17 protein-coding genes and 1 tRNA gene are annotated in these 22,271 nt (G+C 46.1%); 17 read left to right on the top strand and 1 reads right to left on the bottom strand.

Annotated features, from left to right (window positions below; all coding sequences use genetic code 11):
• Positions 1 to 10 precede the first annotated feature (10 nt).
• From nuoG to pnp, 17 genes are all read left to right on the top strand, one after another.
• Positions 11 to 2,254 (top strand): NADH-quinone oxidoreductase subunit NuoG, encoded by a 2,244-nt coding sequence (gene nuoG, locus ACN0VI_RS00595; RefSeq protein WP_417445404.1) that lies wholly within the window; start codon positions 11 to 13, stop codon positions 2,252 to 2,254.
• Positions 2,254 to 3,294, top strand: a complete 1,041-nt coding sequence (nuoH, locus tag ACN0VI_RS00590) for an NADH-quinone oxidoreductase subunit NuoH (RefSeq protein ID WP_417445403.1) — start codon at positions 2,254 to 2,256, stop codon at positions 3,292 to 3,294. Before nuoG ends, nuoH begins: the two co-directional genes overlap by 1 nt.
• Complete coding sequence (gene nuoI / locus ACN0VI_RS00585) at positions 3,291 to 3,782, top strand: NADH-quinone oxidoreductase subunit NuoI (protein WP_417445402.1); 492 nt, start codon at positions 3,291 to 3,293, stop codon at positions 3,780 to 3,782. The genes nuoH and nuoI overlap by 4 nt, the downstream gene beginning before the upstream one ends.
• A gap of 54 nt (positions 3,783 to 3,836) precedes the next feature.
• On the top strand, positions 3,837 to 4,517 hold the full coding sequence (locus ACN0VI_RS00580) for an NADH-quinone oxidoreductase subunit J (protein WP_417445401.1): 681 nt from the start codon (positions 3,837 to 3,839) through the stop codon (positions 4,515 to 4,517).
• Positions 4,511 to 4,816, top strand: coding sequence for an NADH-quinone oxidoreductase subunit NuoK (nuoK, locus tag ACN0VI_RS00575; RefSeq protein WP_417446547.1), 306 nt, complete (start codon positions 4,511 to 4,513; stop codon positions 4,814 to 4,816). Before ACN0VI_RS00580 ends, nuoK begins: the two co-directional genes overlap by 7 nt.
• Positions 4,816 to 6,834 (top strand): NADH-quinone oxidoreductase subunit L, encoded by a 2,019-nt coding sequence (nuoL, locus tag ACN0VI_RS00570; protein WP_417445400.1) that lies wholly within the window; start codon positions 4,816 to 4,818, stop codon positions 6,832 to 6,834. Before nuoK ends, nuoL begins: the two co-directional genes overlap by 1 nt.
• Before the next feature lie 70 nt (positions 6,835 to 6,904).
• Complete coding sequence (locus tag ACN0VI_RS00565) at positions 6,905 to 8,422, top strand: complex I subunit 4 family protein (protein WP_417445399.1); 1,518 nt, start codon at positions 6,905 to 6,907, stop codon at positions 8,420 to 8,422.
• A complete protein-coding gene (nuoN, locus tag ACN0VI_RS00560) occupies positions 8,419 to 9,849 on the top strand; it encodes an NADH-quinone oxidoreductase subunit NuoN (protein WP_417445398.1) in 1,431 nt (476 codons plus the stop codon). Before ACN0VI_RS00565 ends, nuoN begins: the two co-directional genes overlap by 4 nt.
• Positions 9,850 to 10,178: 329 nt before the next feature.
• Positions 10,179 to 10,255, top strand: a tRNA-Met gene (locus ACN0VI_RS00555).
• A gap of 258 nt (positions 10,256 to 10,513) precedes the next feature.
• Complete coding sequence (rimP, locus tag ACN0VI_RS00550) at positions 10,514 to 10,966, top strand: ribosome maturation factor RimP (protein ID WP_331890717.1); 453 nt, start codon at positions 10,514 to 10,516, stop codon at positions 10,964 to 10,966.
• A 43-nt stretch (positions 10,967 to 11,009) separates the two neighbouring features.
• Positions 11,010 to 12,503, top strand: coding sequence for a transcription termination factor NusA (gene nusA / locus ACN0VI_RS00545; RefSeq protein WP_331890718.1), 1,494 nt, complete (start codon positions 11,010 to 11,012; stop codon positions 12,501 to 12,503).
• A gap of 18 nt (positions 12,504 to 12,521) precedes the next feature.
• The gene (gene infB / locus ACN0VI_RS00540) at positions 12,522 to 15,140 is read left to right on the top strand and encodes a translation initiation factor IF-2 (RefSeq protein ID WP_331890719.1); all 2,619 of its coding nucleotides are present in this window, start codon (positions 12,522 to 12,524) and stop codon (positions 15,138 to 15,140) included.
• Positions 15,141 to 15,160: 20 nt separating this feature from the next.
• On the top strand, positions 15,161 to 15,529 hold the full coding sequence (rbfA, locus tag ACN0VI_RS00535) for a 30S ribosome-binding factor RbfA (protein ID WP_012800242.1): 369 nt from the start codon (positions 15,161 to 15,163) through the stop codon (positions 15,527 to 15,529).
• Between the two features lie 22 nt (positions 15,530 to 15,551).
• Positions 15,552 to 16,478 (top strand): tRNA pseudouridine(55) synthase TruB, encoded by a 927-nt coding sequence (gene truB / locus ACN0VI_RS00530; protein WP_417445397.1) that lies wholly within the window; start codon positions 15,552 to 15,554, stop codon positions 16,476 to 16,478.
• Positions 16,479 to 16,504: 26 nt separating this feature from the next.
• Complete coding sequence (locus tag ACN0VI_RS00525) at positions 16,505 to 17,059, top strand: alpha/beta hydrolase (RefSeq protein WP_331890723.1); 555 nt, start codon at positions 16,505 to 16,507, stop codon at positions 17,057 to 17,059.
• A gap of 153 nt (positions 17,060 to 17,212) precedes the next feature.
• Positions 17,213 to 17,482, top strand: a complete 270-nt coding sequence (rpsO, locus tag ACN0VI_RS00520; RefSeq protein WP_012800245.1) for a 30S ribosomal protein S15 — start codon at positions 17,213 to 17,215, stop codon at positions 17,480 to 17,482.
• Positions 17,483 to 17,614: 132 nt separating this feature from the next.
• Positions 17,615 to 19,687 (top strand): polyribonucleotide nucleotidyltransferase, encoded by a 2,073-nt coding sequence (pnp, locus tag ACN0VI_RS00515; protein WP_417446546.1) that lies wholly within the window; start codon positions 17,615 to 17,617, stop codon positions 19,685 to 19,687.
• Between the two features lie 76 nt (positions 19,688 to 19,763).
• On the opposite strand, the gene ACN0VI_RS00510 is transcribed toward pnp, so the two are convergent.
• Positions 19,764 to 21,968, bottom strand: coding sequence for a M4 family metallopeptidase (locus tag ACN0VI_RS00510; RefSeq protein ID WP_417445396.1), 2,205 nt, complete (start codon positions 21,966 to 21,968; stop codon positions 19,764 to 19,766).
• Positions 21,969 to 22,271: the final 303 nt, after the last annotated feature.

The raw sequence follows: 22,271 nt of genomic DNA, 5'->3' as shown, positions 1-22,271 counted from the left end.
CGATAATTTTATGATTTCGATAGAAGTCGATGGTCGAAAGATTGAAGCTGAAGAAGGCTCGATGATTATCGAAGTGGCTGATGCTAATGGCATCACCATTCCTCGTTTTTGTTATCACAAAAAATTATCCATCGCGGCCAACTGTCGTATGTGCCTGGTTGAAGTGGATGGCGTCCGTAAACCATTGCCCGCCTGCGCTACACCTGTCTCTGATGGCATGGTGGTGAAAACCGGCTCTGGTATGGCGCAGGGTGCACAAAAATCTGTGATGGAATTTCTACTCATTAATCATCCTCTGGATTGTCCGATTTGCGATCAGGGTGGCGAGTGTGAGTTGCAGGATCTGGCGATGGGTTGTGGCGGTGATGTGTCACGCTTTAATGAAGGCAAGCGTGCAGTTTTCGATACTGACCTGGGTCCATTAATTGAAACCGAAATGACGCGCTGTATTCATTGCACTCGCTGTGTGCGTTTTGGCCGTGAAATTGCCGGTATTCGTGAAATGGGCGCCACCGGTCGTGGCGAGCATATGGAAATCACAACCTTTATTGAGAAGTCAGTGGACTCCGAAGTATCCGGTAATATTATTGATTTATGTCCTGTCGGCGCTTTGACCGCAAAACCTTCACGCTATCGTGCCCGGGCCTGGGAAATGACTCAATATGATTCAGTGTCGCCGCACGACTGTATTGGCGCTAACTTGCATGTGCATACTCACCGTAACCAGGTGATTCGAGTTGTGCCTAAAGAGAATGAAGCGGTTAATGAAGTCTGGTTATCGGATCGTGATCGTTATTCTTATGAAGCAGTGACGATGCCGGATAATGACAATCGTCGATTGCTTGAACCGATGATGAAGGTCAATGGCGAATGGCAGGCAACCGATTGGGAAACAGCTCTTGAAAAAGTGGCCAGCAAATTGAACATGTTGGCGCAAACTGATGGCCCTGAACATATTGGTGCTATCAGCAGCCCGAGTGCAACGACTGAAGAAATGTATTTGTTGCAAAAACTAATTCGTGGGCTGGGTTCCAATAATGTGGACCATCGCATTCGTATCAGCGACTACTCGATGCAGGAAAATGAATCATTATTTCCAGAGTTGAGTATTGAGCTGTCGGAACTGGAAGCTTTGGATGCCTGTCTGTTGATCGGTAGCGATTTACGCAAAGACCAACCATTGGCTGCCTTGCGAGTACGTAAAGCGACTCGGCATGGCCAGATCGCCATCATTAATGCACGAAAGCTATATAACAACTTTAATGTGTTACATGAAATTGAAGCTACGCCCGATGATTGGTTACAGCAGGTGGCGGGAGTGGCTAAGTATTTACTCGACGAGGCGATGGCTTCTGAGGATGTGTCAGCGGACAGCCTCGGTTATGAAGGCCTCGATGAGTTACTCAAAGATATCAAGGTTGAACAGGCGCATATCAATATCGCCAAAATGCTGACTAAGGCGGACAAGACCGGCGTGGTGCTAGGCTTGAGCGCGCTGGAGTTTAGCCATGCGGCAACCTTAAGAATGCTCTGTCGCGCAATAGCCGGCTTATCAGGAGCAACCTTTGGCATCATGACTCATGGTGGCAACAGCGCTGGTGCCTATCTGGCCGGAGCCATTCCGCATCGCGGCCCAGGTGGAGCGGACGTGGAAGAAGGCGGTCAGACTGCTCAGCAAATGCTCCGCGAGGGCAAAAAAGCATTCATTCTACTGAAAACGGAAATAGGCAAAGAAGCGGTCAATGCAGAGCAGGCAAAAGCAAGTTTGCAAGCCAGTGAATTTGTGGTTGCACTTAGCAGCTATTCCGATGATGAAGCGTTTGAATACGCGGATATCATTTTACCGATTGCTAGCTATCTCGAAAGTCCCGGTTCTTATGTCAATGTTAATGGTCATTGGCAGGATTTCAATGCCTGCGTCAGTGCGCCAGGCCAAGCCAAGCCAGCATGGAAAGTATTGCGCGTAATGGGTAACTTATTAGAGTTGAAGAACTTTGACTATGTTTCTGCGCAGGATGTGATGCAGGAAGTGAAAGGCCGCATGGGCGCGGTAGGTGACCGCATTAAATCACGTTGGCAATGCCCTGAAAGTTTGCCCAATGAGGGTTCCTGTCCAGAGCCATTAAACATCTATCAGGTGGATTGTTGGACGCGTCGTTCAAAAGCCTTGCAGAAAACGGCATTGGCAAAAGGCGAAGAAGATCTTAAGCGACCAAAACTGAGTCCTTTCCATAATATTTTAGGAGGCGTCTGATGCTCGATATCATTATAGACGCGCTCATTATTGGCTTTAAAATCAATCTGATTTTATTGCCATTAATTCTGGCAGTCGCATACACCACTTTTGCCGAACGCAAATTAATTGGTTATATGCAGTTGCGGTTAGGTCCAAACCGCGTCGGCCCTAAAGGTTGGTTGCAACCCATTGCTGACGTTGTAAAACTGTTGATGAAGGAGATTGTGATTCCTTCTGGAGCCAACAAAACTCTGTTCCTTCTTGCTCCGATACTGTTTATTGCACCTTCTTTTGCCGCCTGGGCGGTGATTCCTTTTAGCGCAGAAATAGTTCTGGCCGACGTTAATGTGGGTTTGCTTTATATATTAGCAATGACTTCAATTGCGGTGTATGGCGTCATTATTGCCGGTTGGGCTTCAAATTCTAAATATGCACTGCTCGGTTCTTTGCGTTCTGCCTCACAAATTATCTCCTACGAAATCGCTATGGGTTTTGCTCTGGTGGCGGTGTTAATGGCGTCAGGGACTATGAATCTGGGCGATATTGTCATGGCGCAGGAAGGTGGTTTCTGGCACTGGTATTGGATTCCATTGCTGCCTATTCTGGTGGTCTATTGGATTTCTGGGGTGGCTGAAACCAACCGCGCACCTTTTGATTTGCCGGAGGGCGAATCGGAGATTGTGGCGGGCTTCCATGTGGAATATGCGGGGATTGGATTTTCCTTATTCTTCCTCGCCGAATACGCCAATATGATTTTAATTTCTGTGCTGACTGCCTTGTTCTTCTTCGGCGGCTGGCTCAATCCATTTCAGGGAATACCTTATCTTGAAAGCGCTACGGACTGGATTCCGGGCACCATCTGGTTATTGCTGAAAGCGGCTTGGTTCCTGTTCATGATGATCTGGTTGCGGGCGACTTTCCCGCGCTACCGCTACGATCAGGTGATGCGTTTAGGCTGGAAAATATTCATTCCAGTCACGGTGGTCTGGTTAATCATTTTGACCTTTATGATTAAAGCGGGTGTTAGCCCATGGTTTGCCGGGCGAGGTGTGCTATGAGTCGAATGCGACAATTATTCCGTAGCTACCTGCTAACCGAATTGTTCCGCGGCCTAAGGCTCACCTGGGCGCACATGTGGAAAAGAAAGGTTACTGTCCAGTATCCGGAAGAACAAACACCACAGTCGCCACGCTTTAGAGGTATTCATGCTTTGCGACGTTATCCAAATGGTGAGGAGCGTTGCATTGCCTGCAAGCTATGTGAGGCGGTGTGTCCTGCAGCTGCAATAACGATAGAAGCTGGGCCGCGGGAGAGTGATGGTACGCGCCGTACTACGCGCTATGAAATTGATATGTTTAAGTGTATCTACTGTGGTTTCTGCGAAGAGTCCTGCCCAGTAGATTCGATTGTTGAAACGCGAGTTTTCGATTATCACTTTGAGAAACGGGGCGATAATATTCTAACCAAGGAACAATTATTGGCGATCGGTGATCGCTATGAAGCTCAGATTGCTGAGGATAGAGCGAAAGATGCTAAGTACCGATAAAAACATTGCTAAGACATGCCTAGCTAAGACATACCTAGCCGAGAACGGACCGATATGACCGCTGAGCAGATAGTATTTTACGTCTTTGCGACGCTGACCATTGTGTCAGCGCTGGGCGTGGTGACAGTGCGCAACTCGGTGCAGGCGGTGTTGTGTCTGGTGCTGACCTTTTTCTCCGCAGCGGTGCTATGGATGTTGCTGGAAGCGGAGTTTCTAGCAGTAGCGTTGGTGCTGGTTTATGTCGGCGCGGTGATGGTGTTGTTCCTGTTTGTGGTCATGATGTTAGACGTTGACTTTGCCAGCCTTAATCAGGGGTTTACGCGCTATGTTCCTTTGGGCATTTTGGTGGCGATTGGTTTGTTAATCGGTTTGTATTGGGTATTGCGTGGCGAAGTGTTTGGATTAGAGGCAATGCCGGAACCTGCCAAACATGGCGTTGAACATAGTAATGTCGAAGTGCTGGGCAGGCTGCTTTATACCGATTATTTTTACGCTTTTGAAATTGCCGGTGTGATTTTGTTGGTGGCGATTGTCGCCGCGATTTCACTAACGTTCCGCGGCCGTCGCGAACGCCGTGGACAAAGTGTTCCCAGCCAGCATCGAGCGAGTAAAGACGAACGTTTGCATATAGTCAAAATGGACGCTGAGGTTCCTGAGCCCGATGAGGGGGAGTCTGAGGAAACAGGCAAGCGCAAAAGCAAAAGAAATAAGAAAGCGAAGGGAGAGTCATCATGAGTTTGACGCATTATTTAATGGTCAGTGCAATTTTGTTCTCCATCAGTGTGGTGGGGATCATAATTAATCGTAAGAATGTGATCACCTTGCTGATGTGTATCGAACTGATGCTTCTGGCGGTGAATACCAACTTCATTGCGTTTTCGCGTTATTTGAATGATGAGGTTGGGCAGATTTTCGTGTTCTTTATTTTGACCGTAGCGGCTGCCGAGGCGGCTATCGGTTTGGCCATTCTGGTGGTGTTGTTCCGAAGTAATAAAGACATTGATGTAGAAGACTTGCGGGAGTTGAAAGGCTGATGAGCATGCAAACCCAGCTATTACTGATAGTACTAGCGCCTTTAGTAGGAGCTATGCTGGCGGGCCTGTTAGGCAAGCGGCTGGGTAAGCGTTTAACACATCGACTGACCATCGTTGGCGTAGCCATTTCCTTTATCTTGTCATTACGAATTTTCTGGGGCTTCCTGTACGGTGATGCCACACCAGTAGATATGACCATTTATCACTGGGCCAGCTTTTCGGACCTGACCATTCAGATCGGCTTTATGATTGATAGCCTCAGTGCACTGATGATGGTGGTTGTCACTTTCGTCAGCCTGATGGTGCATATCTATTCGGTTGGTTATATGCACGATGACGATGGTTATCAGCGATTCTTTAGTTACCTGTCACTATTTACTTTCTCGATGTTGATGCTGGTGATGGCCAATAACTTCCTGCAACTGTTTTTCGGTTGGGAGGCTGTTGGGCTGGTCTCATATCTTTTGATCGGTTTCTGGTATCAGAAGGAAAGTGCAATTTTTGCCAATATGAAAGCCTTCCTGGTCAATCGGGTGGGTGACTTTGGTTTTATTCTCGGCATTGGCGCGATTTTTTTACTGTTCGGTACTTTCGATTATGCACCGATATTTAAATCCATGGGGCAAGCCGAAGAAATCATGCAGATCAGTGAGCGCAGCGCTGAGAATGCGTTGGGGCTGATGGGCCTTGATGGTAGCTTTGTGGCATGGGGCGATACCAGCTGGCCAATCATTACCTTTATCTGTATTTGTTTGTTTATCGGTGCCATGGGTAAGTCAGCTCAAGTGCCATTGCATGTCTGGTTGCCAGATTCGATGGAAGGCCCGACGCCAATTTCTGCCCTGATTCACGCGGCAACCATGGTCACGGCCGGTGTTTTTATGGTGGCGCGGATGTCGCCACTATTCGAGTTCTCCGAAACTGCGTTAGCCATGGTCACCATTATTGGTGCTATAACCGCGCTGTTTATGGGATTAGTGGCAATTGTGCAGAATGACATCAAACGGATTATTGCCTACTCCACACTGTCGCAGCTGGGTTACATGGTCGTGGCGCTTGGAGTCTCGGCTTATTCGGCGGCTATTTTCCACCTGTTTACTCATGCTTTCTTCAAGGCATTGTTATTCCTCGGTGCTGGCTCAGTTATCGTGGCGCTGCATCATGAACAGAATATACGCAAAATGGGCGGGCTCTATAAACGATTGCCATTTACTTACTGGACGACTTTAGTGGGTACATTAGCCTTAATCGGAACGCCTTTCTTTGCTGGGTTTTATTCGAAAGATGCCATCATCATGGCAGCGTCACAGGCCCAAGGCCCTGCGGCCAGTTTTGCCTATTTTGCGGTGATGGCCGGAGTCGTCGTCACAGCGCTCTATAGTATTCGCATGTTGCTGGTGGTGTTCCACGGCAAAAGCACTATTGATGAACAAGATTTGAATCAAATAACCGAGTCGCCCCGTGTGATTACCTGGCCATTGATTGCCTTGGCAGTGCCATCGCTGATGATCGGCTGGCTGATGACTAAGCCAATGTTAGATGGCAACTATTTTGCTGAGTCCTTAATGGTACTAACCAGCCACGACACCATGCAGGCATTCCGTGACGAATTCACCGGAGCCATGAGCTTTGCGGTGCATGGATTTATGACACCTGTATTCTGGCTGATGTTGGCTGGAGTGATGACAGCGGTGATCTTTATTTGGCTTAAACCAGTCTGGGGGGCTGCTGCGGGTAAAATGTTGAGTCCAGTCAATCGATTGTTGCAACGTAAATATTATTTTGACGAGGTTTACCAGAAGGTCTTTGCCAAAGGCTCTTATTCGCTGGGCGATATGCTCTGGCAATATGGCGATAAGGCAGTGATTGATGACGGTATCGTCAATAGTGGCGCACAGACGTTGGGGCGGATTGGTCAAGTGCTCCGAAAGTTGCAAAGTGGTTATTTATATCATTATGCGCTGATGATGGTTCTGGGGTTGGTCGGACTATTGCTGTGGTTAATCCTGAGAAGTTGATGAGAAGAATGATGATGACAACAGCCCATTTAAAGCAAAGCGTAAAGAGAAGGATGAATAATAACTTATTATGTTAGAACAATTACCCATCCTCAGTTTATTGATCTGGATACCGGTTATCGGTGGCCTGGTGATCATGTTTGGTCCGGGCGACCGTTTGCTGGCGGTGAGCCAGCGGATTGGTATTCTGCTCGGCATCATTACCTTATTGCTTAGCTGCTGGCTAACCTGGGCATTTGCGACCGATACCGCTGAGATGCAGTTTGCCGAAACGGCGCGCTGGATTCCGTCGCTTAATATTCGCTATGATCTGGCTATTGACGGGATTTCTCTGCCTCTCATTGTTTTGACCAGCTTAATTGGTTTGCTGGTGCTGATCAGTGCAACGGGTTCGATAAAGAAACGTCAGTCGCAATTCTTCGCTGCGGTACTGATGATGACAGGCCTGATGAATGGTGTGTTTGCTGCTCAGGATTCCATCTTGTTCTACGTCCTGTGGGAAGCCATGCTGATTCCGATGTTTTTAATGATCGGTGTCTGGGGTGGGTCAAACCGAATATACGCCACCGTTAAGTTCTTCCTGTTTACCTTCTTCGGCTCAATATTCATGTTAGTGGCGTTAATTTATATGGGGCGTGAAGCCGACAGTTTTGCGATCAGCAAACTACAACAGTTGTCCTTATCGCTGACCGAACAAAAGTGGATCTTCTTTGCCTTCCTGGCCGCATTCGCAGTTAAAATTCCGATGTTCCCAGTGCATACCTGGTTGCCCGATGCGCACGTTGAAGCGCCCACTGGTGGCTCGGTAATTCTGGCAGCAATTATGTTAAAGATGGGTGGTTATGGCTTCTTGCGATTCAGTTTGCCAATCACGCCTGATGCAGTGGCTGAGTATGCTTACTGGCTTATCCTCTTCTCGCTGATTGCCATCGTTTATATTGGCTTGGTTGCGCTGGCGCAGAAAGACATGAAAAAGCTGGTTGCCTATTCCTCTATTGCGCACATGGGCTTTGTCACATTAGGCACCTTCATTATTGTTTATCTCACCGCAACTCAAGCACAATCGATGGCACTGCAAGGCGCTATGATCCAGATGATTTCTCATGGTCTGGTCTCCGGTGCCTTATTCTTTTCGATTGGCGTGTTATATGACCGCATGCACAGTCGGGATATTGCAGATTACGGTGGCGTGGTCAATTCGATGCCAGTTTTTGCGTCGTTGCTGATGCTGTTTATTCTGGCCAATGCCGGTTTACCCGGAACATCGGGCTTTGTGGGCGAATTCTTTGTCATTATTGCTTCATTCCAGGCCGATTGGCGGATTGCTCTAGTGGCTGGTTTAACATTGATTTTGGCGGCGGCTTACAGCCTCTGGGTTTATAAGCGAGTGATTTTTGGTAAGTCAGCAAACGAATCGGTGGCGCGTCTGGACGATGTGACCAAGCGTGAGCGTCTTGTGTTATTTACCTTGGCAATTTTAATTTTAGCATTGGGTATTTACCCGCAACCTCTGATAGAAATTATGCAGCCTAGTCTGGAAAAGATTATAGAGTCAGCGATTTTAAGTAAAACCGGGGGTATGGGATGACAGTTGATTTGATGCCAATGCTGCCGGAAATTTTCCTACTCACAGCAACGTGTGCAGTGTTGTTGATTGATGTTTTTGCAAAAGATTTTGACCGTCAGCTAACCTACCGGTTGGCACAACTTAGTTTACTGGTAACTGGCGTAATGGTGATTGCTCAGTTCCCGGACGTGCAATATCACCTATACCACAGACATTTCATTCTCGATCCGATGGCGGGGATTGTTAAGGTCAGCGTGATTGCCTTAACCATGGTTGCCATGATGTTCGCACGGCCATACATTTTACAAAGACCAATATTGCGCGGTGAATATTTTATCCTTCACTTATTTGCAGTGTTGGGGATGATGGTTCTGGCTGGTGGCGGTAGCCTGTTGACCTTGTATCTGGGGCTTGAGTTACTGTCATTAAGTCTTTACGCGCTGGTTGCGATGCATCGCCATTCAAGTCTGTCGTCGGAAGCCGCAGTAAAATATTTTGTCATGGGAGCTATCGCTAGCGGATTTTTGTTATACGGCATGTCGATGGTTTACGGTGTCACTGGTAAAATTCATATCACAGATATTGCTGTTTACCTTGAAGCCAATGACGCCAGCCTCACTTTGCGTTTTGGTCTGGTCTTTATGGTGGTGGCGATGGCCTTTAAGTTTGGTGCGGTACCGTTCCAGATGTGGGTACCGGATGTCTATCATGGCGCCCCAACCTCAGTTACTGCCTTCATAGCTTCTGCACCAAAAATTGCCGCTTTCGCGCTAATCATACGGATTCTGGGTTATGGCTTTGAGCAGGTTCTGATTGACTGGCAAGGTATGTTGATAATTCTGGCGACCTTATCGATGGTGATTGGAAATCTGGTTGCGCTGGCGCAGGAGAACATCAAGCGGCTATTGGCTTATTCGGCCATCGCTCATGTTGGCTACTTTATGCTCGGCATAATCGCTGGCAATGGCGCTGGGTATTCCGCCTCATTTTTCTATATCATCTCTTACGCAATAATGTCGCTAGGCGGCTTCGGCTGTTTGATCTATTTAGCCAAGGGTAAGCAGGAAGTAAATTTAATTAGCGATCTCAAGGGATTGGGGCAACGCAGCCCATGGGGCGGCTTGCTAATAAGTTTTCTATTCCTGTCTATGGCAGGCTTACCTCCTTTTGTGGGCTTCTGGGCGAAGCTGGAAGTGATACGAGCGGTTTTAGAATCCGATCTGGTATGGTTGGCGATTCTGGCTGCGGTGATGTCTATCGTGGGACTCTTCTACTATCTAAAAGTAGTTAAAGCCATATTCTTCGATAAACCCGAAAACGAAAGCAAACTAAAAGCAGACCGTGGACTGCGTCTTGCGCTGGGTATTACAGGAATGTCGGTAGTAGCGCTGGGTCTGTTCCCGGCACAACTACTTGAGGTGTGTCGTCAGGCCTTTCAATATCTGTAAAAATGCTTTAGATGAGAACCTTAGCCGTCAATTATAGGCTAAGGTTTGAGCACACAGAAAAGATAGTTAATATAAATCTTAATCCCCCTTGTCAAAACATTATAAATGCGTATAATGCCGCTCTGTCGATTGGGAGCTGACTTGAAATTTTTCAGTAAGTCCCAACTTATAAATAAGACCAGATATTTATAAGTATCGAAAAGAATTGTTGCGGGTTGGAGCCGCCTGGTAATTGTCGGGCTCCCAAACCGAAAGAGACGAAGGTCATACGACCTGAGGCTTATGAGCATTACCAGAAGCTTATGAGCAAGATCTCCAGAAAGAATTGTTGCGGGGTGGAGCAGCCTGGTAGCTCGTCGGGCTCATAACCCGAAGGTCGTTGGTTCAAATCCAGCCCCCGCTACCACTTTTAGATTAAGGACAAAGAGTTCCTTAATTTGCTCAGATAATATAAATTGACTGAGCTTTATTGATGAATATAATAATAAGGCCCCTTTTAGGGGCCTTATTTTTTCTGAGCTGTTCTATTTGTTATGTTTATGGCTCAAGTGGGCAATGGCGCTGCCTTTGACCCATCACATTAATGATTTTGCTGATGGGCCTGTTTAGGCCCATTTTTGTATGTAAAAAAAGCTTGAAAAAGCAAAGAGTTATAGAGTAATTAATGGCTAGAAACGCTGAGTTAGAAAAGATCATCCGCCCTGCAGTAGAAGCAGCTGGTTTTGAGTTCTGGGGGTTAGAACACCTCGCTCAAGGCAAGCATTCTGTGCTTAGGGTGTTTATTGATCACGAAAATGGTATTTCAGTGGATAATTGCGCTGAAGTAAGCCATCAGGTGAGCGGTGTTTTGGATGTGGAAGAACCGATTAAAGGTCTCTACAACCTGGAAATTTCATCGCCCGGCATGGACCGCCCGCTATTTAATGAGCAACAATTTGCGCGTTATGTGGGTGAGGATGCTGAGGTGAAGTTGTCAGTGCCGTTAAATGGTCGACGCAAGTTTAAAGGGACTATCGAGCAAGTTGAGGCAGGTGTTTTAGTGCTTCTGGTCGATGGTGAAGTTTATGAGATCAATTGCCAGCAGATTGATAAAGCGCATTTGGTCCCTAAGTTTTAGTCTTAATTGATGAATATCAGGTATTGATTAAAGGTTAACACGTATGAGCAATAAAGAAATTTTGTTAGTGGTTGAAGCTGTATCCAATGAAAAGGATGTACAGCCTGAAGTAATTTTTGGTGCGATTGAAGCTGCCTTGGCCACTGCCACAAAGAAAAAGCATGGTGTTGATATTGATGTACGTGTTGATATTGACCGTGATACAGGTGATTACGATACATACCGTCTTTGGACAGTCGTTGGCGATGATGATGTTGAAGATCCTTTAACAGAAACAACATTGTCTGCGGCTCAGGTTGAAGATCCTGAGATTCAAATTGGTGATTATGTTGAAGAGCAGATCGAATCAATTGAATTTGGTCGTATCGCTGCGCAAACCGCAAAGCAGGTTATCGTACAAAAAGTACGTGAAGCTGAACGCGCTAAAACGGTTGAAGCTTTCCGCGATAGAGTTGGCGATTTGGTTACTGGTGTTGTTAAGAAAGTAACACGTGATTACATTTTCATTGATTTGGGTAATAACGCTGAAGCCGTTATTCAACGCGAAGAAATGATGCCGCGCGAAACCGTTCGTACCGGTGATCGTGTGCGTGGTTTGTTATACGCGATTAGTACTGAAAATCGTGGTCCACAATTATTTGTTAGCCGGACTCGTCCAGAAATGTTGGAAGAATTGTTCCGCATTGAGGTACCTGAGATTGGTGAAGAAGTTATCGAAATCAAGGGCGCTGCTCGTGACCCAGGTTCGCGTGCTAAAGTTGCTGTTAAAACGAATGACAAGCGTATTGACCCTGTGGGTGCTTGTGTGGGCATGCGTGGAGCGCGTGTGCAAGCGGTGACCGGTGAGTTAAACGGTGAGCGTATTGATATCGTGCTTTACGATGACAACCCGGCTCAATATGTGATTAATGCGATGGCGCCAGCAGAAGTGGTTTCTATCGTTGTTGATGAAGATCGTCGCAGCATGGATATTGCTGTGAACGAAGACCAGTTAGCGCAAGCGATCGGTCGAAACGGTCAAAACATTCGTCTAGCCAGTGAGTTAACCGGCTGGGAATTGAATGTGATGACTGAAGAAGATTTTGCCACTAAGAATCAATCGGAAACCGAATCGATTGTTTCGATGTTTGTCGCAGATTTAGGTGTTGATGAAGACTTAGCAGACATACTGGTTCAAGAAGGTTTCACGACTCTTGAAGAAGTGGCGTATGTTCCGCAATCTGAAATGCTCGACATTGAAGGTTTTGATGAAGATTTGGTTGAAGCGTTGAAATCACGTGCTAAAGATGTGCTGTTAACAAAAGCCATTGCCAGCGAAGAGCAATTGGAAGAAGCAGAGCCTGCGGAAGATTTGTTAAATATGGAAGGCATGGACCGCCACTTAGCTTTTGTTCTTGCGAGCAAAGGTATTGTGACTATGGAAGATTTAGCAGAGCAGTCAGTGGATGAGCTTATAGAAATCGAAGAACTTGATGAAGAGCGTGCCGCGAAGTTGATTATGACCGCGCGTGCTCCTTGGTTCGAGGAGCAGGAATAATATAGCGGGGGATAGCGAATGTCGAAAATTACAGTAAGAGATCTAGCTGATACGGTCAAAACTCCAGTTGAAAAACTGATGGAGCAATTGTCGGCAGCTGGAATAAAAGTTAAAGGTCCGGATGATGCCATCACTGATGAGCAGAAGAAGACCCTGTTGACTTATTTGCAAAAAAGTCATGGTGGTTCTGAAGATACCGGACCCAAGAAAATTACGCTTAACCGTACCCAAAAAAGTACTTTGAGTGTGACCAGTTCTGAAGGTAAAAGAAAATCAGTGCAGGTTGCGGTAAAGAAAAAACGCACCTATGTAAAACGTTCAAATGAAGAGTTGGCTAAGTTAGCGGAAGAAGAAGAAGCGCAACGTAAAGCAGAAGAAGAAGCTAAGCGTCAGGCCGAAGAAGAGGCAAAACGTAAAGTAGAAGAAGAAGCTAAACAAAAAGCCGAGGAAGAGGCTAAGCGTAAAGCGGAAGAAGAAGCTAAACAAAAAGCTGAACAATCAAAGCAAGAAACTCAAACAGACGAGCCAGAAGATAAACCAGCGAAAAAAGCTGAACCGGCTCGTGATGAGAAGAAAGGCAAGCCTTCAAAGGCTAAGCCTAAATCAAAGTCACGCAATGATGATGACGAAGATGAAGTTGTTGTTAAAAAGCCTAGCAAGCCAAAAGGCCCAGTTAAGCCTATGTCTATAGCTGACTTTGAAGAGAAGAGCGGGCATCGCAAAAAGAAACGCAAGAAAGGTAAGAAGAAAACTTCAGACGTCGACTTGGTCGCACGTGCACTTGAAGACAGTAAGCGCGGTGTAGTGATTGAACAGAGAGTATATCAGGCACCAGAAGCTATGAAAAAACACGGTTTTAAGAAACCAACAGATACCATTATTCACGAAGTTCAGATTCCGGAAACGATTACCGTTGGAGAGCTTGCAAAAGCGATGACGGTTAAAGCACCGGAACTTATGAAAGCAATGATGAAAGTGGGCGTAATGGCCACCATTAATCAGTCGCTTGATCAGGAAACTGCCAGTTTGGTTGTTGAGGAAATGGGCCATAAGCCTGTTCTCGTCAATGAGAATCAAATGGAAGAAAACGCCTTGTCAGAAGCGAATGATGAAACGGGTGAAACCAAGCCTCGCGCACCGGTAGTGACCATTATGGGCCACGTTGACCACGGTAAAACATCTTTGCTTGACTATATTCGTGCCACTCATGTTGCATCCGGCGAAGCGGGTGGTATTACCCAGCATATCGGTGCATACCATGTAGAAACAGACAAGGGCATGATTACTTTCCTTGATACCCCGGGCCACGCAGCCTTTACATCGATGCGTGCACGTGGTGCGGAAGTAACCGATATCGTTGTCTTGATTGTTGCTGCGGATGATGGCGTTATGCCACAGACCGTTGAAGCGGTTCAGCACGCAAAAGCTGCGGGCGTTCCGATGATTGTTGCGGTCAATAAAATTGATAAGCCAGAATCAGATCCAGAGCGTGTAAAGAATGAATTGTCGCAACATAATGTTATCCCTGAAGATTGGGGTGGTGATGTGCAGTTTGTTCATGTTTCTGCGAAAAGCGGCGAAGGAGTTGATGACCTTCTCGACTCAATTCTTCTGCAGTCTGAAGTATTGGAATTAAAAGCTACTGACGAAGGCGCTGCTAAAGGTTTTGTTATCGAAGCTCGTCTTGATAAAGGTCGCGGTGCGATTGCTTCTATCCTAGTTCAAAAAGGTCAGTTGCATAAAGGTGATATTTTATTGGCTGGTACTCATTATGGCCGTGTTCGTGCCTTGTTAGATGAGAACGGTGAGCCAATCGAGTCAGCAGGACCTTCGATTCCAGTTGAAGTGTTGGGCTTATCTGGTGTGCCAGTGGCGGGCGATGAAGCAACGGTAGTTGCCGACGAGCGTACTGCTCGTGAGATCGCGGATCGTCGCGAAGGAAAGCAGCGTGAAGCGTTCCAGGCGCGTCAGCAAAAAGCCAAGCTTGAAAATATGTTTGCCAATATGGGCAATGATGAAGGGACGAAACAGCTCAACATTATTATTAAAGCAGACGTACAAGGTTCGGTTGAAGCTTTGAATAAATCATTGACTGACTTCTCGACAGATGAAGTTGAAGTGAAAGTGATTTCAAGTGGTGTTGGCGGTATTAAAGAAACTGATGTTTCTCTGGCCGCAGCATCGAATGCTATCATTATCGGCTTTAACGTTCGTGCCGATTCGGCGTCGCGTAAATTAGCTGAAAAAGAAGCGGTAGATATTCGCTACTACAGCGTGATTTACGAAGCGATTGAAGAAGTTAAGGCTGCGCTTGGTGGTATGTTGTCACCAGAATCTCGTCAGGAGATTATCGGTCTGGCTGAAGTTCGTGATGTCTTTAAGTCACCAAAACTGGGCGCTATTGCTGGTTGTATGGTGGTTGAAGGTGTCGTAAAACGCCATAACCCAATCCGCGTATTGCGTGACGACGTGGTTATCTATGAAGGTGAGCTGGAATCACTGCGCCGTTTCAAAGATGACGTCAACGAAGTTCGTAAAGATATGGAGTGTGGTATTGGTGTTAAGAACTACAACGATGTGAAACCTGGCGATAAGATCGAAGTATTCCAGATTGTTATCGTTGAACGTACTCTATAACTTGGTATTAGGTAAAAAAAATGTCACAAGCACGCGCAAAAAGAGTTGCTGATCAGATCCAACGAGACTTGGCGGTATTGCTACAACGTGAAATGAAAGATCCGCGTTTAGGGATAGTCACAGTTTCTGGTGTCGAAGTAACCAGTGATTTACAGAATGCGAAAGTGTTTGTGACTTTTTTAGGTAAAGATGAAGAACAGGAAATTAAGCAGGCGCTGGAAGTTCTAACCGGCGCTGCTGGTTTTCTGCGCTCTCAGTTAGCCAAATCCATTCGTATGCGTAGCGTTCCCAGCCTACGTTTTTTATTTGATAAATCGATTGTTGAAGGCCAGAAAATGACGTCTTTGATAGACAAGGCCATTTCAGAAGACGAATCGAAAAAGTCATAGAATAAATTTCCGGAGAAAGACCATGGGCAGACGACGTAAACGCGGTCGCGATATTACGGGCATCTTGCTATTGGATAAACCCACTGACATCACTTCCAATAAAGCACTGCAACAAACCAAGTTTTTGTATTTTGCTGCTAAAGCTGGCCATACCGGTGCCCTGGATCCGATTGCCACTGGCGTGTTACCGATTTGTTTTGGCGAAGCTACCAAGTTTTCGCAGTATTTGCTGAATGCTGATAAAAAGTATCGAGTCACGGCAAAGCTGGGCGAGAAAACGACAACGGCTGATCGCGAAGGCGAAGTGATTGAAACCAGACCAGTTGATGTCAGCGAGTCGCAACTTGTCAAACTTCTGCAACAATTTAAAGGTACTATCAGCCAGGTCCCTTCGATGTACTCAGCCTTAAAAAAGGATGGTGTACCGCTGTATAAGTTGGCTCGCCAGGGTATTGAAGTGGAAAGGGATGCGCGCGAAGTGGATATTTACTCACTGGAATTAGTAAGCTTTTCAGGTGATGAGTTTGTGCTGGATGTGCACTGTTCGAAGGGAACTTATGTGCGAAATCTGGTCGAAGATATTGGCGAAGAACTGAGCTGCGGCGCACATGTGTTAGAATTACGTCGCACTGCAGTCGGTGATTTTGGTCTGGAGCAGACCGTAACAATGGCGCATCTGGAAGAATTAAAGCAGGCTGATGCCAAGTTAGAAATGGATGAGCTGTTACTACCTGTAGAAAAAGCATTGGCACACATGCCCCTTATCCAGTTGAGCGATGACCAGGCCTATTACCTACGTATGGGCCAGGCGGTACAAGTACCGGGAGCTCCTGTAGAAGGTAGTGTTTGTCTGCTGCATGACAATCAATTTATTGGTGTTGGCGCAATCAATGACGATGGCAACATAGCACCAAGCCGCTTGGTCAGAACTGACGAAGCAAATGTATAAAGAATCAATAATAAGGATTTAGGGTAATGACTGATATTGTAAAGCCACTAGTAATTTTCTCTCACGGTAAAGTTAGTGGTCCGAAAGGAAGTCGTATCCAGGCATTGTCGAACATTGCTGAGCGCATGGGCTTTGAGGTGGAGTCATTGGACTACCGCCGCTTACCAACCAATGAAAGGGTCGTTAAGCTCAATAATTACTTAGCCAATTTGCAGCGCCCTTATATCTTGGTTGGTACCAGTATGGGCGGTTATGTGTCAGCTGTTGCCGGTATCGAAAATCATCCATTGGGTATGTTTTTGATTTCACCTGCTATCTATCTGGATGGTTATGCGGAAGCTGAGTTGGAGCAAGTGAAATGCCCAGTAACTATTGTGCATGGCTGGAATGACGACATTGTGCCGGTAGCCAATGTGATTAAATTTGCTCAGGCAGCAGGCGCTAACTTGCATATATTTGATGGTGGTCACCGCTTGCGTGAGAAGCTGTCTGAGACAGAATCCTGCTTTGAGCAGTTTCTGCGTCAATGTTTTATCGAATCAAGTATGGATATGCCGCTTAAAGACGCAGTAAATCAGTAGAAAACTCAATAATATCGGGCGATTTCACGCTTTATCGCTTGCTGAAAGGTTAGTGACTAAGGTAAAATCCCGCATTCATTTGACTGGCTGAATTAGTGATTGGCCGGTCTTGTTTAAAATCTTGGGCAAGTCCCTGAAATCTGGAGTAAAAATATGTCACTAAGTCCTGAAGCGAAAGCTGATATTGTTAAAGAACACGCGCGCGGTGAAGGCGATACTGGTTCTCCTGAAGTTCAAGTAGCGTTGTTGACTGCGCAGATTAACCATCTGCAAGATCACTTTAAAGTGCATAAGCATGACCACCACTCACGTCGTGGCTTGTTGCGTATGGTTAGCCAGCGTCGTAAGTTGCTTGATTATTTGAAACGCAAAGATCAAGACCGCTACTCTGACCTCATTAAGAAATTAGGTCTGCGTCGCTAGAAAGAATAAAGGGGCCCTTAGGCCCCTTTTTGCTTTCAGACGATATAGGTTCTGAAAGTGTTGAAACTTAAATAGGAAAATACTGTGGAATATACAAAAAAATCATTTGAATACGGTGGCCGTACAGTCACCATGGAAACGGGTCGTGTGGCTCGTCAAGCGACCGGTGCAGTTGTAATTGACTGTGAAGGTACAACAGCGTTTGTTGCTGTAACTGGTAAAAAAGAAGTCCGTGAAGGACAGGATTTTTTCCCATTAACAGTAAACTACACTGAAAAAACTTATGCTGCGGGTAAAATCCCAGGCGGCTTTTTGAAGCGTGAAGCGCGTCCTTCTGACGAAGAGACTTTAATCGCACGTTTGATCGACCGCCCTTTGCGTCCTCTTTTCCCAGACGGCTTCATGAACGAAGTTCAGGTTGTTATCACTATTGTGTCAATCAACCAAGATGTTCCAACTGAAGTCGTTGCCATGCTAGGTGCTTCTGCAGCGTTGGAAATCTCAGGCATTCCGTTTAACGGCCCTGTGGGCGCAGCTCAGGTTGGTTACATCGATGGCAACTATGTATTGAATCCATCAGTAACTCAATTAAAAGAATCGAAGCTTGACTTAATGGTAGCCGGTACAGAAAGTGCTGTGTTAATGGTTGAGTCTGAAGCAAATGAATTACCAGAAAACGTCATGCTTGGTGCCGTTATGTTTGGTCACCAGGAATCTCAAGTTGCCATTAAGGCAATTAAAGAGTTAGCGGCAGAAGCTGCTAAGCCAAAATGGGACTGGACTGCTCCTGAGAAAAACGTACCGCTTTATGATGCAGTTAAGAGTCACTCTTTCGCAGCGATTGAAGATGCTTATCAAATTGCTGATAAGGCTGAGCGTTATAATAAAATTAGTGAGCTACAAAGTGTAGCTGTAGAAACTTTAGCGGGCGACGAAGAAGGTCAACCTTCTGCAGATGACGTTAAAGATATGTTCCACTCAATTGAAAAAGAAGTGGTTCGTACACGTATTATTTCCGGCAAGCCTCGTATCGATGGTCGTGACCCAGATATGGTTCGTGCGTTGGATGTTCGTACAGGTGTTTTCCCTCGTACGCACGGCTCGGCAATCTTTACGCGTGGTGAAACTCAGGCTATGGTTTTCGCAACCTTGGGTACTGAGCGTGATGCGCAAATCAAAGACAGCATCATGGGTGAAGCAAAAGATCACTTCATGTTGCACTACAACTTCCCTCCATACTGTGTAGGCGAAACTGGCTTTATGGGTTCTCCTAAGCGTCGCGAAATCGGCCATGGCCGTTTAGCTAAGCGTGGTGTTGCAGCGATGGTTCCAGGTATTGCTGAATTCCCATACACCATTCGTGTGGTTTCTGAAATTACCGAATCAAATGGTTCAAGCTCGATGGCTTCTGTGTGCGGTACTTCATTAGCATTGATGGATGCTGGTGTACCGATGAAAGCTCCGGTTGCAGGTATTGCAATGGGCTTGGTTAAAGAAGCCGATAACTTTGTGGTACTTTCAGACATCCTGGGTGATGAAGATCACTTGGGTGATATGGACTTTAAAGTTGCGGGTACTGAAAACGGTATCACAGCACTTCAGATGGACATTAAAATTGAGGGTATTACTCAGGAAATTATGGAGCAAGCCTTGCATCAAGCCAAAGGCGGTCGCTTACATATCCTGAGCGTGATGAATCAAGCACTCGACAAGCCGCGTGATGATATTTCTGAATATGCACCACGTATCACTGTGATTAAAATCCCAGTAGACAAAATTTCTGAAGTGATTGGTAAAGGTGGTTCAACTATCCGTGCCTTGACTGAAGAAACTGGCGCTACCATTGAGATCAACGATGATGGTACGGTTAAAGTAGCTTCTTCGGATGCTGAAGGTGCTGCAGAAGCAGTACGCCGCATCAAGTTGATGACGATGCCAATTGAAGCGGGCATGGAGTTCGAAGGCAAAGTGGTTCGTTTAGCGGACTTCGGTGCTTTCGTTGAAATTACTCCTGGACGCGATGGTCTGGTTCATATTTCACAAATCGCTCATGAGCGCGTGAACAAAGTAACCGACTATTTGAAAGAAGGTGACGTTGTTAAAGTTAAAGTACTGGAAGTGGATCGTCAAAACCGTATCCGCCTTAGTATGAAAGCGATGATTGACCCGCCTGCGCAAGAAGAAGCTCCAGCTAACGCTGAGTAACTTATTGCCATCAATCAGTTTGACTGATGAAAAAAGGGAGCCTCGGCTCCCTTTTTTGTTGCTAGAAATATATCAATTATTGAGGCGTTGCTTCAATTCGAAGTGTGACTCCTGACGAAGCACTGTAGCCGCGAATACCGATGTGCCATGTACCGGATTGCGGCGCATTGAAGGTACAGACTTCTTCGTTGCCCCATTTGTATGGGCGACAATCATAGCTTGAAGTTGTCGGTGCTGAACCGCGACGAACATACAAGTCAGCATCACCTGAACCACCGGTAATCGTTACTGTAAGAGTCGCGTAACCTTCACCTAGCTCCTGGCTATAGTTAGCCCAAGCATTTTGCGCCACTGAGATGTTGCTGATGGTACGGTCAACTGGTTGAGCGCCTGGATCGCTGACCTCATCATAGTTACCCACTAATGTGACGTTAGAGAAGCTTGAGTAAGCTTTAACTCGAATATAGTAGCTGCCGCCGCCATTGCCTGAGCATGACTCGCTGTTACCATTACGATAAGGACGACAGTCATAGCTGGAGTCAGTTGGAATACTACCTTTTTTCACATAAAGGTCGGCATCACCTGAGCCACCGCTAATTGAGAAGTTAATGTTAGAGGCTCCGGTTGGAACTTCCATGCTGTAAACAATATCGTTGCCAGTTGAAGCCGCGAGCCCTGTTTCAGGAACGCCATTTTCTAAGACATTGTCTCCCGGAGGTGGGTCGGTTGGATCTTCGCCACAATCACGTCCTGGACTGACATTACTACTAACGCCTACTGCTTGCAAAGTAGCCTGTACATCATTAACGTCGTAGCCTAAATCACAGGCTGAATCAAGAACGCCATCACCGGCATTATCCCAGTTAGTATTTGAAGTCCAGTAGTTACGATTTGCCTGTGTGTAGACCTCGAAAGCTTTCTTAGTGTCCCAGCCAGAAGTTGTGGCTAGTAGATAGAAGGCTTTATTATAAACACCTGAACTATGGTGAACGTCCATGCCTGAAGTAAAGTCCGACTGATGATCAATCGATTTATTATCTTGTGGTGGGTTATTCATGTAGCGAAGCGCGCCATTGCCTTTAAAGATCTGCTCGCCGACTAAAAAGTCATTGCTACCATTCATATAGAATTCCGCAGCTTCTCCCGACATATCCGAGTAAGACTCGTTTAAGCCACCTGACTTGCCGCTGTATACCAGATTGGAATTTTGTTGCGTGAAACCGTGACTGACTTCGTGCGCCATGACATCGAGTGACACCAATGGGTAGAAGGTGGAGGCACCATCACCAAAGGTCATTTGCTGGCCATCCCAGAAAGCATTCTCGTAGTTATTGCTGTAATGCACTCGGACACGTAATTTTTGAGTTAATGGAGCATCGTTAAACCAGTCGCTGAACATGTTAAAGACCACGTTACCGAAGTAATGACCGTCGTTTAGTGGCGAGTAAGCACCGTTGATTTGTTTTACGGTATTTTCGGGGCAGGTAAAGCTGTGAATGCTGCCGCCTGAAGTAGAGTTGTTCATGTTGATGGTATCAACGTTACTGCTGCTCATACTGCAGGTGCTGCCAGACTGGGTGACATCTAAATAGCCAAAATCAGTGCCATAGTCGTAGCGTCCAGTTTTCTGGTTGCCACCAGGACCGGTGGCATCAGCGGTTTGCAGGTTTTCATAAGAATGAATGACTTGGCCGGTTTTAGCATCAATAAACATCTGCGGACGCGAGGGTTGATCAGCATGTGATACATAGGTGACAGAGTAAACCAGACGTGCGATACCGTCCGGATCTTGCCAGATAACAAGTTCGGATGATTCGTTCTCATAAGCTGGCGGTTTGCTGGTTGCTAAAGAAGATTGCTGATGGCCTTTAGCAATCGATAAAGCTCGATTAGAAGAAACCTTAGGATTGACATCGTTAATGTCGAGTTCAATATCTTGTAATACAGCACCGTGCGCAAAACTTGAAACACCATTTTGATTAGTGGTGATAATGATATCGTCACCAATTACTGGAATGCCTTTATAGAACTGTTGGTAACGTGTGGTCACAGTTCCGTTAGTGTTTTGGTATACCTTACGTGGCTTTAAGGTTTCCTGCCCAGACAAGCCAACCAGTTGTGCCGCATTGGCCGCCAAGCTGGATGGAATGTTTTGCTGTTGCGCAATGGCGCTTTGTAAGTTGGTATTATCGCGCAACGACTGTCGTTCCGCGGCTTGGCCAACAGAAGCCAATACACAGAGTGACAAAGCACTGAGCGTAAACTTAGAGATTGTTTTCATTGAAACTCCTTCAATATAACTATATGGAATAAGAAATAATTATGAATGTTGCCGATTCTTTATTGGCATAACACTGTATTTACCCCCGCAGTGTTAAACCAGAATTGAGCAACCAGAGCTAAGCTAGCAAGTGGCTAATAGTTGAACAATGGCAAATATGACGTACATTGTAGTCTTGTGTATTCTTGTGATGGGTTGTTGCTTATTGGTGTGACTAAAGGTGAGTTCAGCTTGCGATAGAGTCGACTTTTACTCTCACATTTGCATTAGTTTTAGTAATTGTTTTCAAATATAAAAAAAGCG

Source organism: Kangiella sp. (assembly GCF_048265365.1).
Taxonomy (GTDB): Bacteria; Pseudomonadota; Gammaproteobacteria; order Enterobacterales; family Kangiellaceae; genus Kangiella.
Note: the sequence above shows the minus strand (reverse complement) of the source record. Positions and strands in the feature narration are given on the sequence as shown.